Source organism: Arthrobacter sp. NPDC056691, from assembly GCF_042791415.1.
Classification (GTDB): Bacteria; Actinomycetota; Actinomycetes; order Actinomycetales; family Micrococcaceae; genus Arthrobacter.
The window spans coordinates 4,669-19,865 of sequence record NZ_JBHTXX010000011.1; the positions used below are offsets into that span (position 1 = coordinate 4,669).

The following is a 15,197-nucleotide window of genomic DNA, read 5'->3' on the forward strand; positions in this document are numbered from 1 at the left end:
TGGGGTGTTGGGGTGTGTGGGTGGTGTTTTTTTGGGGGGCGCCCGCCCGGGGCGGGGGGGCCGCCCCCGGCCGGGGGGGGGGGGGGGGGGGCCCCCCCCCCGCCCGGCGGCGTGCGCCGCAACGGTCCTCGCTTACGCTCGGGCTGGTAGTGCCCCGGGTTGCCCACCCGTGGACGGCTCCGAGAAACCCACCGTCTCTCCGCTGCCCACCCGTGGATAACCCGGGGCGGCGGTTCCACACAATCGAACGCACCGTGGATAACGGAAAAGCGTGTTACCCACCGCCCATTCTCATGTGCAGAACCGCATCAAAACCTTGATGGCCCGATCCTACCGTTTCCTGTCCTTGCTCCCGGCTACCTCCTCCGTCGTGTCCACCGAACCGCAGAACACGAAACGGCACAAATCTGTCACACCTCATGCATCATCGACGAGTGAGGCCCCTGTCCGGGTAGGCTGGCATCCGTGATGACCGTGCACAAGCTCAGTGCCGGCGACGGATACACGTACTACACCCGTGAAGTCGCCTCAGGTGATGAGCTGCGCGCAGGCGACCGTGCCCTGGGCGATTACTACACCGTGGACGGCAACCCGCCCGGCCAGTGGGGCGGCGGGGGAGTGGCCCATCTGGGCGTCACGGGGGAGGTCACCGAAACCCAGATGGCAGCACTGTTCGGCGAAGGCCTGCACCCGAACGCGGAGGCAATGCTCGCCGCTGACCCCAAGGCGGATGTCCGGCTGGGCGCCCGGTACCCGCGCTACGGGCAGAAAGACAACGAGCTCAAAGCCCGCGTCAACCGGGCCCTGGGCGACTACCAGCGGATGAACCACCGCGAACCGGACGCCGACACCCGCCGGCAGATCCGGATGAAGGAAGGCGGCCAGTACTTCCGCGAACTCAACGGCCGCAACGCCTCCGACAAGGAGGAGCTCGGCCGTTTCGTCACCGCCCACACCAAGCCAGGATCCCAGGCCGTCGCCGGATACGACCTCGTCTTTGCCCCGGCCAAGTCCGCGTCCGTGCTGTGGGCCATCGGCGGAGACGAAGCCCGGCAGCAGATCGAAGACGCCCACCACGAGGCGATCGAGGAGACCATGCAGTACCTCGAACGGGAAGCAACGTACACGCGGCGGGGACGCAACGGCGTCCGCCAGGAAGACGTCGACGGCGGACTGATCTACACCAAGTTCCGGCACTACGACTCCCGCAACGGCGACCCCCAACTGCACGACCACGTCGTCGTCTCCAACAAGGTCTTGGGCGCTGACGGCAAATGGTCGTCGCTGGACGGGCGGCTGCTGTACCAGTTCAACGTGGCCGCCTCAGAACACTACAACCGCACCGTCATGGAGAAGATCTGCACCCGCCTCGGCGTCGGCCTGATCGAACGCAAAGTCGCCGGCGACCGGCCGGTGATCGAGATCGCCGGCGTCGACGTCGCCGCCATCGAAGCCGCCTCCTCCCGCCGCGAAGGCATCAAACCCGTCCTCGACCGGCTCGTCGCCGACTTCACCGAAGACCACGGCTACGCCCCCAACACCAAGGCCATGATCGCCCTCGCACAGCAGGCCACACTGGACACCCGCGCCGCCAAGAAAGAAGCACGCCAGCTCTCAGTGCTGGTAGGGGAGTGGACCGAAGAGCTCGGCAGTATCCCCGACGTCGAGACCGGGCCAGCCGCCATTCAGAAGGCCCGGGCACACCGCCACGACGCCCGGGCAAAGGCCGATGCGGACGACCCGTTGTGGATGGTCGCGCACGCCGACGAGATCGACCCCGCCCGGGAAGCAGAGGCCGTCATCCACACCCTCGAGAAGTCCCGCGGGGTCTGGGGAGAACACCACGTCGACGCCGAAACCCGCCGCCGGCTCGGCTCCCGCTTCGGTGAACTCCCCATCCCGCCGGCACTGATCGAGCAGGTCAAGGCACGCGCGATCGACCAGTTCTCCCTGCGCATCACCCCCGACACACCGGCCCCCGAGATCGCCGCGCTGCGCCTGAAGAACGGGGCGTCCAAGTACGGCAAAGCCCACTCCACCCTCTACACCTCGTCCGGGATCCTGCACAGCGAAGACCGGCTGCTGACCGCCGCGCAACGCATCGTCATCCCCGCCGCCACCACCGAATCCTTCGACGCCGCCCTCGCGAAACAGGACAAGAGATTCGACGCGGGCCAGCTGGCCATGGCCAAGGAATTCGCCTGCAGCGACCGCCTGCTCATGGTCGGTGTCGGCCCCGCCGGCGCCGGTAAAACCACCGCCCTCAAACTCGCCGCAGACACCGTCCGGGAAGCCGGCGGCCGCGTCATCGGCCTCGCACCGACAGCCGTCGCCGCCTCCGTGATGGGCACCGAACTCGGCGCCAAGGCCACCACGATCGACTCGTTCGTGCTCGGACACCAGACAGATACCCCGCAGAAGGTCATCCCAAACCCCGGCGACGTCATCATCATCGACGAGGCCGGCATGGTCGGCACCCAGATGTTCGCTGCCGCCGTCACCATCGCCGACCAGTACGGTGCCGTGGTCCGGGCCCTGGGCGATGACCAGCAGCTCTCCGCCGTCGGATCAGGCGGCGCGCTGCGCCTGCTGAAGAACACCGTCGGAGCCGTTCATCTGGAAGACCTGCACCGTTTCCGCAACCCGGACGGCACACCCAACGACGCCGAAGCCGACGCCACCCTCGCGCTCCGCGAACCGCCAACCCATGGGGAAGATGACCCGTGGACGTTCTACCGGGACAACCGCCGCGTCGTCGGCGGTGACGCCGAAACCATGACCGCCCAGGTCTTCGCCGCCTGGCAGGCGGACACCGATAACGGCAAACACTCGATCATGATGGCCTTCGACAACGCCACCGTCACCGACCTGAACGCCCGCGCCCAGGCCTACCGACTCGGCAACGGGGACCTCACCGACGGACCGGCCGCGACACTCCGCGACGGTCTCACCGCCCGGGCCGGGGACATCATCGTCACCCGCGAAAACAACCGCCGGCTCGCCACCAACCGCGGCAAAGACTTCGTGAAAAACAACGACGTCTGGACCGTCCGCGAAGTCCACCCCGACGGGTCCATCACCGTCCGCCACGACACCCACGCCGGGACCGTGACCCTCCCCGCCGACTATGTCCGCGAGAAGACGATGCTCGGCTACGCGGCCACGATCCACCGCACCCAGGGCATCACCTGCGACACCACCCACGCCCTGATCAGCTCCAAACTCTCCCGCTCCCTCGCCTACGTCGCAGCCTCCCGCGGCCGCGAAACCAACCAGCTCTACGGCATCGTCGACGGCGGGGAAACCCTCGACGACGTCCTCACCGCTGTGGCCGCCAACCACGACGGGAACCTCACCGCCCACGAACAAATGGAAGCAGCCCGCGCCCAACAACGATCCCTGCCGGAAATGTCCGAGGTGTACCGGGACATCGACCACCAGGCCAACGAACTCCGAATGGCCAACATCGCCCGCCGCGAACTCGGCGAAGGCACCGCCGGCAGGTTCGTGAACTCCAGTGCCTGGGGTGCGATCGCGACCCATCTCCGCGCCGCAGAAAACGACGGCTTCAACATCCCCACCCTGCTGAACGACAGCATCGGAGAAGGAGACTTCTACGACTCTGACGACGCCGGCGCCGTGCTCGCGTGGCGGATCGAAGACCGCCTCGACCGGTGGCGTGCACGCGCCGCCGACCCCGGACACCGGCCCCTCGAAGCAATGAGCGACGAAGCCCTCGCCCGGCTCGAACAACGCTCCATCGGCGAGCTCATGCGCGCCAAATCCGAAACCGCCCGGACACCCGCGGCGGAAGGCGCTGACCGGAAGGCGCTACTGCGCGGCTGGAAGGCCGAAAACAGGGGCACGCCCTGGCAGCGGCGCCTGCACGGGCACCTCAGCGACGACGACCTGACCGCACGGATCACCGCCGCGGAGCAGAAAAACCGCACCGACACGACCATCAACGACCCAGCCGCCGCCCGGAAGACCCGCTGGCTCGCCACCTCCCTGCACAAGGAAAAGGCGCTCCGCGAGGCGATGCACCCCGAGGCCCGGGCCGATGAAGCCTACGAACGCGGAGCCGTCACCAACTACCGCCGCGAGCAGAACGCCACAAGAGCCCAGGCGGCCGCCCAGATCCAACGACGCATCCGCGCCGAAATTGAACTGCGCCGCCAGCTGCCGCAGTCCGGCGCCGCCAAACCCGCAGCGGACCAGCTGCCGGCATGGCTCGCACCCGCCGACGTCGTCACCCACCCGGACACCCCGGCCCTGTGGCAAAAAGAACTCCTGGCCCGCCGCGAACTCATGGCCACCGAAGCCACACGGCTCGGCGCCCAGCTCGCAGCCGAACCCCCAGCCTGGGCAGCAGCACTCGGACCCGTCCCCTCCGACCCGTCACGGCAGGAACAATGGCGCCAGCTCGCCGTTGAAATCTCCACCTACCGGGACACCTACCGGATCCCCACCAGCGAAACCCAGCCCCTCCCGGGCGCCCACCAGGGAAAAGGCATCGGGGCGGAGCTCACGGCCAGGGTCACAGCCATGCACAAATACACCGCCCAAACAGCCAAAGAACCCCTGGCACCCGCCGACGCATCACTCATGGCCGAGGCCGCCCAAGTCGAGGCCGCTGTAAAGGAAATCCCGACACCGGCAGAGCAGGTCGTGGACCACCTCCAAGAAACCCGAGGCACCGAAGCGCAGCTCAGCCCGGCCCAGGAACGCGCCGAACGCATCGCCGCACTCGCACGCAAAGTCCGCGAAAACCGTACCAAGAACCAGCGGACCGATGCCGACACCAGAAGCCCGGAAGCCGTCAAGGAAGCCCTGGAACAAATCAAAGCCCGCCGCGCCCAAGAACAAGCCCGCCGCGACGAAACCCGCCGCATCGACGAGCCCACGCCCCGGCAGGACCGCGGCCCCGGCATCGGACGCTAAGCAATCCCGTTATCAGGCGTCGATTATTCGATTCCCGTATGGACGCCTCCGTTGAATCGATACCGGGAAGACGAACAGATCAGCATCGAGATCTACGATTGTCTAGACTACGGTCAGTACCGGTTCACGGTGCACGCCTACGTCACAGCAGATCCAACGCGGCACGGGCACGGCAACGGCGGCGAGACCACCGAGGATGCGCTGTCGACGTATCACTGGAACGACCTGCCGCGTCCCTGATCGCCATGGCCAAGAGTCTGAGTAACCGCCGGGCCGGAGGCCTGGTTCCGTGAAACTCACAAAACTCACAAGTACTTACCGGCTGGCAGTAGTTAGCGGCACTCCAGTCCGTACAGGGCGAGCACGTAATTGAGGTCGGCGTCGTTGCGGTGGATCTCGGTTTCGGCTTCGAGCTCGACGGGGTCGGGTCCGAGCCGGTCGTCCTGCCGACGGAGCCAATAGGCCCAGCAGAGACCGCCACCGTATTTGGAGTGTGCCCGGACGCCGGCGGCAAAGTTTCCATCGTCCAGGACCTGTTCGCGCAGCCACTCGGCGATGGCTGTCGTCGCTTCGCGGTTCTCCCCGGATAGCGTGGCAAGGGTGACGGTGGAGATGCCGAAGGCGTCGTCGAGCTGCTGCCCGAGGTGGCGGTTCAGGGAGGCGATTGATTCGGCTGTCGTCAGGTCGATCCATCGGATCGGACTGTTGATCCGCAAGGTGTACATGAGGCGTCCGTCGCGCCAGTTGGCCGGGAGCCAGCCGGGGACCATGTTTCCGTTTCTGGTCCAGTCATCCTGGATCAGCTTGCGTGCCGCTTCGACGGTAATGCCGAACTGGGCGGCCGCGAACGCCACCGCATCGCGGAAGTCCTTCCCGACACGGCCCATGGCCAGCGTCTCCGCATAGGCCGTGCGCCGGTCCCCGGCAAGGTACACCGTTGAGCCGGGAGTGTCGAAACGCGACCATGATGACCGGTCAACAGGACCTGTGCTGCGCGGCAGCGGGTTCAAAGGTCCATAGGATGATTTGGCGATCCTGTATCCGATGACTGGCCCTTCCGCATACGCCAGGCCGGTCTTGGAGCAGACTGCCGTCAACCGGAGAACCTGTCCTCAGTCATGGCCGCAGCGGCCGCCATGACGTCCTTAGCGCGCATCGCCTTGATGGCTTCGATAGGGGAAACCTCATCCAGCCAGGGATTCGCGCCAACAAACCACAACCTGGCCACGTGTTCGCCTTCCACGCTCGAGACGGCTGTCCAGGCTCGGTGGGCGAGCTGCAGCCGTGCCTGCGCCTCTGGCCGTGGTTCAGGGCCGTCGGTGCGCGCCCAGCGATAGCTGATTTTGGGGTCCCTGCTGCCAGCCAATGCGGCCACCAGTGTTGCTCCGAGCGCGCTGTTAAGCTGCCGGACGATTTCACGGATGCCCAAGCGTGCTGTGCCGCTGTGGGCAGCACCAACATCAATAGAGATGCTCACGGTACACTCCTTCCGATACCGTAAACACTACCTGTAACACCATCGATTATCCACTAAAAATCCACTCCGGATACTCGGAATGCATCCGTGGGATGGGCTGGAAATTATCCCCCATGGCATCGGCACGTCGTGGTCGTGCAGAGGCCACAGTATCGGGGCAACCAATCGAGATTCGCGCTTTGTGATCCAAACTCTGCCGGCAGTGTCTGCAGGGTACAAAACCACAGCGGGCAGCCTAAATCAAAACTAGGAAGCCTGCCAGCGCTTGGCCGACAGGCTTCCTGGGAGCTGGAAACATCCCAGCTAAGCCTACGCGCATCGTTAGGAGCCGGTGGCAGCCCACATGTCTGCCAGCCGCAGAGACGGGGTCCGGAAGTCCATCGCGAGTCCGCGCATGCCAGGAAGATGAAATTCCATGAACAACTTATGGCCGCGACGCCGTCACCTGTGTTGGACGACCGGACGCTAGGGTCCTGTCGTTATCTCGAACTTTTGAAACAGGGTCGGACCGAACCGCCAGTCCTCTGTTTCTCGTTGATATCGTCCTGCAACGATTGCTGGGGCAACTCCGATGGTTTCCGCTAAATCAATTGCATCGCGAGGGGTCTTGATCGCGCGAAGCTGATCATCGTATTGCTTTGGTATGAGCAAGGAAGATGCAAACTCATTGGCTTCTGCTTCGGCAGCAGAAATATTAGCTGTCGGAGTGGTGAACTCGACAAAGAGCTCCTTTTTTCCATGCAGCAGCAAATGCCCAAGCTCGTGAAACAAGGCAAACCAAAACTTGTCATTTCGCTTTCCCCGATTACTCAGCTGTATCAGTGCTTTTGACGGGGAAATGAATCGAGATGCACCGCTGGCTCGAGCCCCGGTAACTTCAGGGACCAGGACGACGCAGACGCCCGCGGTCGCACAAAGGGCGACGAGTTCAGGGAAGAATTCCTTTGGTTGCCTCACCGTGAGTGCACGGAGTGCAGGCAGAATGCGTTTGAGGGCGACTCTATCGAAGGGTGCACAATCTATGTCTTTTGCCTGCAATTCTCCCAGGCGCAGCCAGGCGGCAACAGCGCCAGAGTCGGCATCAAACGCCGTTGATTGCAGAAAGGCTGCAGCAGGCGTGTTCCAGCTCTTTTCCCAAGCCTCGATAGAGCCGACGCCGAAGAATGCAAGCGCTTCCTGAAGAAGCGCACCCGGTTTGCGCTTGTCAGACTGGATGTAGCCGAGTTTTCGAAGCGCGGAGAGCGGCATGCGGTCCAGCCATTCTTCATGCCGGCTAAGCCTGGCAGCTTCTTCTTCTCGGACTCTGTGGTCCTGAAACCTGGATTCAAGGGAGTTCCAAAAGTCAGCGTCGACGCCGGTGACTCTCTCGAGCGCCACGGAGGTTTCAGGACTAATCGCAGCGTTGCCTTGGATGATTTGATTGATGTGCTTCAGGGTTAGCCCTGTTCGGGCAGCAAGTTTGCTCTGGCTCATATCGAGCGACTCAAGGGTCTCGCGGAGAGTTTCACCCGGAGCCGGGATTTCCGTTGGCCGATAAGGATGCCAACCGCCGCCCCGAATGTCGGTGTCCATGTTCATGCCCCTTCCTTATCCCTTCGGCGCCCGTTCTTGCAGTGCAATGAATTTGAGTCGGGTCACTTGCTCGAGTTCTATCGTCCCGTCCGACCGGCACGGAACCGGCTCCTGCGCCACCTCCACAACCAATACGCGCACGTCATCAATGGCAAGCGAGTAGTGGTGGCTGTGATCGGAAGCAAGCTGCCGGCACCGGGCCTGCGGAAGTCGGCTAAGCCGCGCGAGATTCGCGGCTGCGTCAATCTGCGACAACCGCAACCAGATTCTCTGACCTGTGCGATCTCCGTACACACGCCGAAGCAGTTGCACATCACTGTAGGTCTCTGCCTCATGCTGGCTGCCGAACCCTAGTTCCACTAACCGTTACACCCCAAATGCTATACCAACTTGGTGTACACTAAGATTGTTGTACCAAGCGGGTATAGAAAATCTATATTCGATTCGTAGGGTGGCGCGCCGATTGGACCCGATCGCGCCACCCAGAAGCCTGAAAGGGGGCCTCGGCCATGACTGTAGCCGAGCATCACACTGCAAACGAAACCAGCGCGCCGAATGAAGGGCGCATCAAGAACCCCAAGGTGGTCGAAGCCGTCTTCAACAAGAAGCCGATTCTGCTGCCGAAGGAGCGCATCTCCGGATTGGAAATCAAGCAGGCGGCGATTTCGCAGGGATTTGCCATCCAGCCGACCTACGTGCTGTTCCAGGTCAAGAACCGCAACCATCGCACCGTGATCGGCGACACTGACACCGTCGAGATCCACGATGGTATCGAATTCGCCGCCGTCGCTGACGACGACAACTCCTAGGGACTCCCATGGCGATCACCGAAGAAGTACAGGTGGCGCTTGAGGAACTGCGCGCCTCGTTCCCGGACTCCTCACTTACAGTCGAGGAAACCGGGGACGGGGGAGCGTGGGTGCGCGTCGAACCCGTTCCCACCGGGCCGGCCTTTCCTCAGCGGGAAACCTGGATTGCCTTCCACATTCCCTACAACTACCCCGAAGCAGACGTATACCCGCACTTCATACGACCAGACCTCACCCGGGCCGACGGACAGCCGCACGGCGAAGGATTCCAGCAGCCGATCGGTTGCTGGACAGGTGGCACGATAATGGCGACACAGCTCTCGCGCCGCACCAACATTCTCGACAGCGCCACAAACACGGCAGCAGGCAAGCTCCTGAAGGTCCTGAAATGGCTGGCCGACCGATGAAGTGGACGGTAACTATGGGTGGTGAGCACTGGTCGACCCTCCGCGCTCACCTGTTCCCCGGCGACAGCGACGAACATGGTGCGATCCTGAGGTGCGGCATTGGGCGAACGTCAACAGCGGTTCGACTGCTCGTCCGCGAGGTCCTGCCTGCACTTGATGGAAAGGACTATGTTCCGGGCACCAAAGGCTATCGAAAGCTAAAAGCAGACTTCGTGCTGGATTCAGCCCTGAACTTCGCTGAAGACCAGTCTGTCTACCTCGCGGTTCACTGCCACGGAGGACACGGAAGCGTGGCGTTCTCGCCAACAGATATGGAGTCCCATGAGCACGGATACCCCGGCCTTCTCGACCTGATCGGAGCTCCCGTCGTGGGTGCTCTGGTGTTCGCCGAGGACGCCGTCGCGGGGGATCTCTGGACAAGCACAGGGGAGAGATTCGAACTCGACCATCTCGTCATTACGGATCCGGTACGCCAAGTGTTAACTCCTGCTCCTCGTGAAGCGCCAAGTGCTTCCCAGGAGTATGAACGACAGGCAAGGCTGTTCGGTGACCGCGGCCAGGAAATCCTCAAGAGGCAGAAAGTGGCCGTTGTGGGCCTCGGCGGGGCAGGATCCCTGATCAGCGAACAACTCGCGCGGCTCGGTGTCGGGCACCTGGTTCTGATCGACTCCGACGTAGTTGAGACGACCAATCTATCGAGGATTGTCGGCGCCCGCCGAACTGACGCCCACCCTTGGATGACTGACGAACGCAGGCCCCGTTGGCTGAGGCAGCTGGGCCATCACTTGGCAGCGAAAAAGGTTCACGTCGCCAGACGGGTGGCCCGTACGGCGTCGCCCGACATTCGTGTCGATGCGATCGTGAGCGGTGTGGAGGAACATGAAGTCGCGCACCTCTTGCGAGACTGCGACCACGTGTTTCTTTCCGCGGACAGCGCGACCGCGCGGTTAGTCGTCAACGCTATCGCTCACCAGTACCTCATCCCTGTCACACAGGTCGGCGCCAAGATCTCCGTCGACAAGCTCACCGGCGATGTCACCGACGTCTTTGCGGTGAGCCGGCGGGTAGGTCCAGGTGGCGCTTGTTTGAAGTGCAACGGTTTGATTTCGCCCGACCGGCTTCGAGAGGAAGCCACTTCCGCGGAGCAGCTGGATCGGCAACGGTACGTGGACGACGCGGGAGTACACGCCCCCAGCGTCATCACTCTCAATTCGGTCGCAACCAGCCATGCGGTCAACGAGTGGCTCATGCGTATCACCGGCCTCTCAAAGGAACCGCCGGAGGTGAGGTGGTTCCACGCGGACGCCCTCAACGGTGAAGTGCTGATCGATGAGCCACGTCAAGATCCCGGCTGCACGCAGTGCGGACCGTCGCGCTTCGCCCTTGGTGATAGGCGTCGTCTTCCAACGAAAATGCCAAAAGTCGCTTGACCCATGGTCTAAGTGCCGGTGGGCGAGGTTAGTCCCCGCTCACCGGCCTTAATGAGGCACCGCGAAATGCTGCACTGAGGAAAGTGCGATCATCGAAGCACCTTGACTATGTAAAGAGCTGTCAGCAACTCCTAAAGCACGGGATTAGACCTCGCTGCGTAACGGATGCAACGTCTACTGGACGTCAAGCCGATAAGCCGACTCAACCATTGCTGGCCACAGGGCATAGTCTCATAAAGTCGGTAACGCATCGCTGATGGTGCTCAACTATGCAGGAAAGAGATGATGGGTCAATTAATACTCACCTCTGGGGTAATTGCCTCGAGCTTTGTCGCCTTTCTTGCTCTAGGTTCTATCTTGGTCGGGATTGTGGAAATAGCCTTTTTTCGGCAACGTATAATAGGCTTCACTGAGAATCAGCGCAAGCAGTACGTGACTAACGTCATTAAGGTCATACTGACGTCAGGTGCGGCCAGCCTCGCAACAATCGTATTCGTAATACCAGGGCTTGGACGAGAAAACACTCCCCAACCGCCAAGCTACACGCCAATACTTACCCTGGTTGTTGTCGTCGTTGCGGCGCTCATTACTTACCGGCTGGAACGGGCGAGTGAGTCGCCCGATACCGTGTATGACCTCCAAAGCGATCTGCGTAAGTCATGGTTGGACGAAGAGGATCTGAAGCGGCATGCTATCGCTCGGCGCAGAGCGTGGCTGAGAGGATTCGAGGCAACAAATGGAGGGCGTTCAATGGTTTCGTCCAAGCGATCTCTCAACCCGGACTTTCAAGACGCAGTAGATGAGTCGCTGGGTCGTGACTACAAAGATGTTCGCTTCAGAAGGCTTGCCCTCCGGACAACACCCAAAATGCTAAAAGCAACGCTCAGGGGTCATCCCTGGAGATCCCTGTGGTTGCTAACGCCCCTGCTGACAGTCGTGTTCTCGTGGGTCACCACGCTGACGCTGTGGTCGCCTGAGGGTAAGCCCGATGCCTCCTCGTTTATCCTCCCCGTCACAGTCTCGCTGGCCATCGGGTTAGCGCTCAGCTACTTCAATTTTTGGGCCCGCTCGACCTCCGGCCTAAGGAAATACTGCGAACTAAAACGGTACGAAGCGCTGTGCAACCTGATGCTGACGAAATTTGAGCGACTCTCCGCAGCAGCGCAAGAACCGACCTCGATAGCAGCAGTCCAGGCCGCCCCAGCAACGACACAACAAACAACAACGGCCTCCATTGCGACGGCGGATCAGCTTGTCGCACTGCAAGCCGCACTCGAAGCTCACCTACAGGCAGACTCACCCGGGATAATTCGGCGGGCGCTTCGTAAGCTCTGGTAAATCACAAACGTGCCCGCGATACTTCTCGGAATCCGATACTTCGGGCTGCAGAGGGTCGCCTGCTACCGCCGAACCTCTATCTCAGGGTGGTGCGTCATGACCCACTCGGCCATCTTTCGCCCCCGTGCTGCGATGAACTTCAGCGTCTTCTCCCGATACGCCACGAGGTCTGCGGCCTGCAGGAAAACAGCCACCAAGGGCGAATCAGGGGGAGGAGCTATGCTACTAATAGCTAGCGTTAGCAACTATCATCCTGCTTACTTTACGTAATCGCAATTATCGGCGTTGTGCTCGTTAGATGAGAGATTCGCGGATCTACTATTGCTGTCCGTTGTCAGTTGAGTTGGCAGTTTTGTCAGAAGACACGGCAGCTTACGGGTTGACGGTGATTGTGTCAGTTAATGTGGCAGCGTGACTTTGCTTGGTGCTTTGAGGTCTTTGCCGGTGAATCTTACGGATTCGGCTCGCATTCTGGCGCGTTTCCGCGATGGTCTGCGGGATGAACTGGTGTCCACTGAGCTGTCGGGTTTGCCGTTTGAGTCGGCTTTGCCTGTGCGGTCGTTCTTTGCCTGGCCGGGGAAACGGAATTATGAGGGCTCGTGGTGGTCCGGCACGGTGGGCGGGCATGTGGGGTTTGAGAGTCTGCTGGAGCGGGATTTCCTGATGCTGGCGGATCACGACACCGAAGTGATCGGCATCGTGTCTCAGCCATTTGCGGTGCTCTGGCCACATGGCACCGAGGCTGCCCGCGGCCATGTGCCTGACTTCTTTGTCAGGCTTAGGGACGGCGGCGGGCGTGTTGTGGATGTACGGCATCCGGATCGTCTCAGTTCCGCGGAACGCCAGTTCGAGATGACCGCCAGGATGTGTCAGGCCGTTGGGTGGGACTACGAGGTCTTCAGCGGGATGGCGGAGCCCCGCGCGGCGAACCTCCGGTGGCTCTCGGGATACCGTCAGGACCGTTTTGCTCCCAGCGCCGCGAGCCTCCTGGCTATTCTGGAAGCGTTTAGGGCTGGGGCGTCGATGGCCACGGGCGTGCGTTGCGCCGCCCGACAATTGAAGACAGACCCTTCTGTGGTTCAGGCGAACGTGCTGCACCTGGCTTACAGGGGTCTGCTCGACGTGGATCTGGGCCGCCCGTTGTCGTTGGAATCCCCGATCGCATCGAGCCAGGGGTGTCTGGCTGATGTGCTGTTCGAGGAGGCATCGTGAGGTCGGTCAGGCTGTTCGATTTCCTCCAGTTCGACAGTGCGTCGTGGCAGGTTGTCGCCCAGGACGGTACCGAGCTCGCGTTGAAAAACCTGGCAACAAACCGCATCCGGCGGGTGCCGGTCGCAGAGCTCCTGGCGGATGATTCGTATCTTCCCGACTCCCCCGGAGGGTTTCCGTCGCTGGAGGGTGCCGCTGTGTTGGAGACTCTCGATACGGATGCACGGGATCGGGCTAAGTGGTTGCACCGGCATGTGCACGAGGTGGTCTACGGTATTCCGCCGGAGGCAGCGGCGGGAACCACGCCGACACCTGACTACGATCTCAGAAACCGCCTCCAGGACAGGATCGCCGCGAAGCTGGCAGAACTCGCGGCCACCGGCACTCCGATGGGAGAGCGCACGTTGTTCAGACACATTGCCGCCTACCGCAAGGACGGTGTTGCCGGGCTGGTTGATGGCCGTCTGACTCGTCCGGCCAGTATGTCGGGCCGCACTGAGCCGAAGGTCGTAGCGTTGCTGGAAGCGGAGGTATCCGGTCAGCGGAACCTCTCCACCGGCACCCGGTCCAGGGCCGTCAACAGGGTGCGCGTGCTCGCTGCCCAGCAGGGCCTTGCGGTGCCTTCGGAGACCACTATGTACCGCATCCTCAGAAGGATCGAACGTTTCCGTCACCCATTCGGCGACGCGACAACACGCAGGACGCAGGCCAACCGGCCCGACAGATCGTGGGGCCGGCAGGCTCCGTCCCGCCCCGGAGAACTCGTCGAGATCGACTCCACCCCGCTGGATGTCATGGTCCTGTGCCCGGACGGCACGACAAGCCGGGCGGATCTGACCGTGGCCTTGGACGTGGCGACCCGAACGCCGCTGGCGGCTATCCTGCGGCCCGTGGCGACCAAGGGGGTCGACGCCGCAATCCTGCTGGCCAGGGCTATGACGCCTCTGCCAATGCAGCCGGGCTGGGCTGCCTCGTTGTCCTACTCCCGCTCCGTGTTGCCGCAAGGAATGCTTCCAGGGAACGAGGACGTTCGCGCGTCCATAGCGGCCAAGCCGATCATCGTGCCCGAGTCCATCACGGTGGACCGAGGCAAAGTCTTTATCGGGTCGACGTTTACCGCTGCTTGCGAACGCCTCCAGATCAGCCTCACCAAAGCCGCTCCGCGTACTCCGACTGACAAACCCCACATCGAGCGGTTCTTTGCCGGGGTGAACTCAGGTTTCACCCAATATCTAGCCGGCTACACGGGCCCGAACGTCGTCCGAAGGGGCAAGGACCCTGCAGCCGAGGCCGCGTTCACCCTCGCTGAGGTGCAGAACCTTTTGGACTGGTGGCTCGTTGCCGTTTGGCAGAACCGCCCGCACTCTGGCCTGCGCCATCCAGCGATGCCAAAGAAGGACCTCACCCCAAACGAGGCGTTCGCGGCTTTGTCCGGCGTCGCCCCGCAGATCCCGGTTACCCTCACCCGTGAGGACTACATCGCGCTCCTTCCGCTGGATTGGCGAACCATCCAGCCCTATGGGATCAATTTTGAAGGCCTCACCTACGATGCCGAATCGCTGCATGAATACCGTGGCGTCCCGTCCGGGCTTCCTTCACCCGCCAATGGGCGATGGGAAATTCGTTACGACCCGTATCGGCTCCGTTCGATCTACGTCAAGGACCATAGGAAAGGGCGCTGGATTGAAGCGGAGTGGACTTTGGCCCGCCAGCTCGTCGGCCCGTTCTCCTTGGACGTGCTCACCGCGGCTAAGAAGGCCATCGGCCGTCGCGGCCAGGTGCCCGGCAACGAACTTCTGGCCCACGTCAACAGAATCATGACAGCCCCAGCCGGTCGCACGGAAAGGCAGGCCGCAGGACGTGCTGCCGCCACCGTCCCTGCAGTGCCCGAACAGCAGATGGAAGCCCCCACACCGACCGGCGGAGATGTCCAGGACCCGGTCACGCCGATCGAAGCGGCCAGCATCCGGCCACGAAGAAAAGCACGACGCATCGACCTGTTGGAGGACTGAGC

General features: G+C 62.4%; 11 protein-coding genes. 8 read left to right on the plus strand and 3 right to left on the minus strand.

The genetic code is table 11. The features are described from left to right. Window positions 1-468: 468 nt before the first annotated feature. A complete protein-coding gene (gene mobF, locus ACFRAU_RS11085) occupies window positions 469-4,941 on the plus strand; it encodes a MobF family relaxase (RefSeq protein ID WP_378000032.1) in 4,473 nt (1,490 codons plus the stop codon). A 51-nt stretch (window positions 4,942-4,992) separates the two neighbouring features. Then, window positions 4,993-5,181, plus strand: coding sequence for a hypothetical protein (locus ACFRAU_RS11090; protein ID WP_377999932.1), 189 nt, complete (start codon window positions 4,993-4,995; stop codon window positions 5,179-5,181). Between the two features lie 92 nt (window positions 5,182-5,273). Here ACFRAU_RS11090 and ACFRAU_RS11095 read toward each other — a convergent pair whose 3' ends face one another. The 3 genes from ACFRAU_RS11095 to ACFRAU_RS11105 form a co-directional block, all read right to left on the minus strand. Continuing rightward, on the minus strand, window positions 5,274-6,038 hold the full coding sequence (locus ACFRAU_RS11095; RefSeq protein WP_377999933.1) for a hypothetical protein: 765 nt from the start codon (window positions 6,036-6,038) through the stop codon (window positions 5,274-5,276). Then, a complete protein-coding gene (locus tag ACFRAU_RS11100) occupies window positions 6,035-6,418 on the minus strand; it encodes a hypothetical protein (protein ID WP_377999934.1) in 384 nt (127 codons plus the stop codon). Before ACFRAU_RS11100 ends, ACFRAU_RS11095 begins: the two co-directional genes overlap by 4 nt. Before the next feature lie 465 nt (window positions 6,419-6,883). Beyond that, entirely contained in the window at window positions 6,884-7,996 is a 1,113-nt protein-coding gene (locus tag ACFRAU_RS11105; protein WP_377999935.1) for a HigA family addiction module antitoxin, read from the minus strand. 503 nt (window positions 7,997-8,499) lie between these two features. Here ACFRAU_RS11105 and ACFRAU_RS11110 point away from each other — a divergent pair. The 6 genes from ACFRAU_RS11110 to ACFRAU_RS11135 all read left to right on the plus strand — a co-directional run bounded on the left by ACFRAU_RS11110 (window position 8,500) and on the right by ACFRAU_RS11135 (window position 15,195). Beyond that, window positions 8,500-8,799: a multiubiquitin domain-containing protein gene (locus ACFRAU_RS11110; protein WP_377999936.1), complete on the plus strand. Its 300-nt coding sequence runs from the start codon at window positions 8,500-8,502 to the stop codon at window positions 8,797-8,799. An 8-nt stretch (window positions 8,800-8,807) separates the two neighbouring features. Continuing rightward, window positions 8,808-9,206, plus strand: a complete 399-nt coding sequence (locus tag ACFRAU_RS11115) for a hypothetical protein (RefSeq protein ID WP_377999937.1) — start codon at window positions 8,808-8,810, stop codon at window positions 9,204-9,206. Next, a complete protein-coding gene (locus ACFRAU_RS11120) occupies window positions 9,203-10,636 on the plus strand; it encodes a HesA/MoeB/ThiF family protein (RefSeq protein WP_377999938.1) in 1,434 nt (477 codons plus the stop codon). Before ACFRAU_RS11115 ends, ACFRAU_RS11120 begins: the two co-directional genes overlap by 4 nt. A gap of 357 nt (window positions 10,637-10,993) precedes the next feature. Further along, on the plus strand, window positions 10,994-11,974 hold the full coding sequence (locus tag ACFRAU_RS11125; protein WP_377999939.1) for a hypothetical protein: 981 nt from the start codon (window positions 10,994-10,996) through the stop codon (window positions 11,972-11,974). A gap of 411 nt (window positions 11,975-12,385) precedes the next feature. Next, window positions 12,386-13,186: a TnsA-like heteromeric transposase endonuclease subunit gene (locus tag ACFRAU_RS11130; protein ID WP_377999940.1), complete on the plus strand. Its 801-nt coding sequence runs from the start codon at window positions 12,386-12,388 to the stop codon at window positions 13,184-13,186. Further along, the gene (locus tag ACFRAU_RS11135) at window positions 13,183-15,195 is read left to right on the plus strand and encodes a Mu transposase C-terminal domain-containing protein (protein ID WP_377999941.1); all 2,013 of its coding nucleotides are present in this window, start codon (window positions 13,183-13,185) and stop codon (window positions 15,193-15,195) included. Before ACFRAU_RS11130 ends, ACFRAU_RS11135 begins: the two co-directional genes overlap by 4 nt. The last annotated feature ends 2 nt before the right edge of the window (window positions 15,196-15,197 follow it).

Excerpts from the sequence above, each read along its gene's own strand:
- mobF (WP_378000032.1), top strand. The coding sequence starts at position 469 with ATGACCGTGCACAAGCTCAGTGCCGGCGACGGATACACGTACTACACC.
- ACFRAU_RS11105 (WP_377999935.1), bottom strand. The coding sequence starts at position 7,996 with ATGAACATGGACACCGACATTCGGGGCGGCGGTTGGCATCCTTATCGG.
- ACFRAU_RS11110 (WP_377999936.1), top strand. The coding sequence starts at position 8,500 with ATGACTGTAGCCGAGCATCACACTGCAAACGAAACCAGCGCGCCGAAT.
- ACFRAU_RS11115 (WP_377999937.1), top strand. The coding sequence starts at position 8,808 with ATGGCGATCACCGAAGAAGTACAGGTGGCGCTTGAGGAACTGCGCGCC.
- ACFRAU_RS11120 (WP_377999938.1), top strand. The coding sequence starts at position 9,203 with ATGAAGTGGACGGTAACTATGGGTGGTGAGCACTGGTCGACCCTCCGC.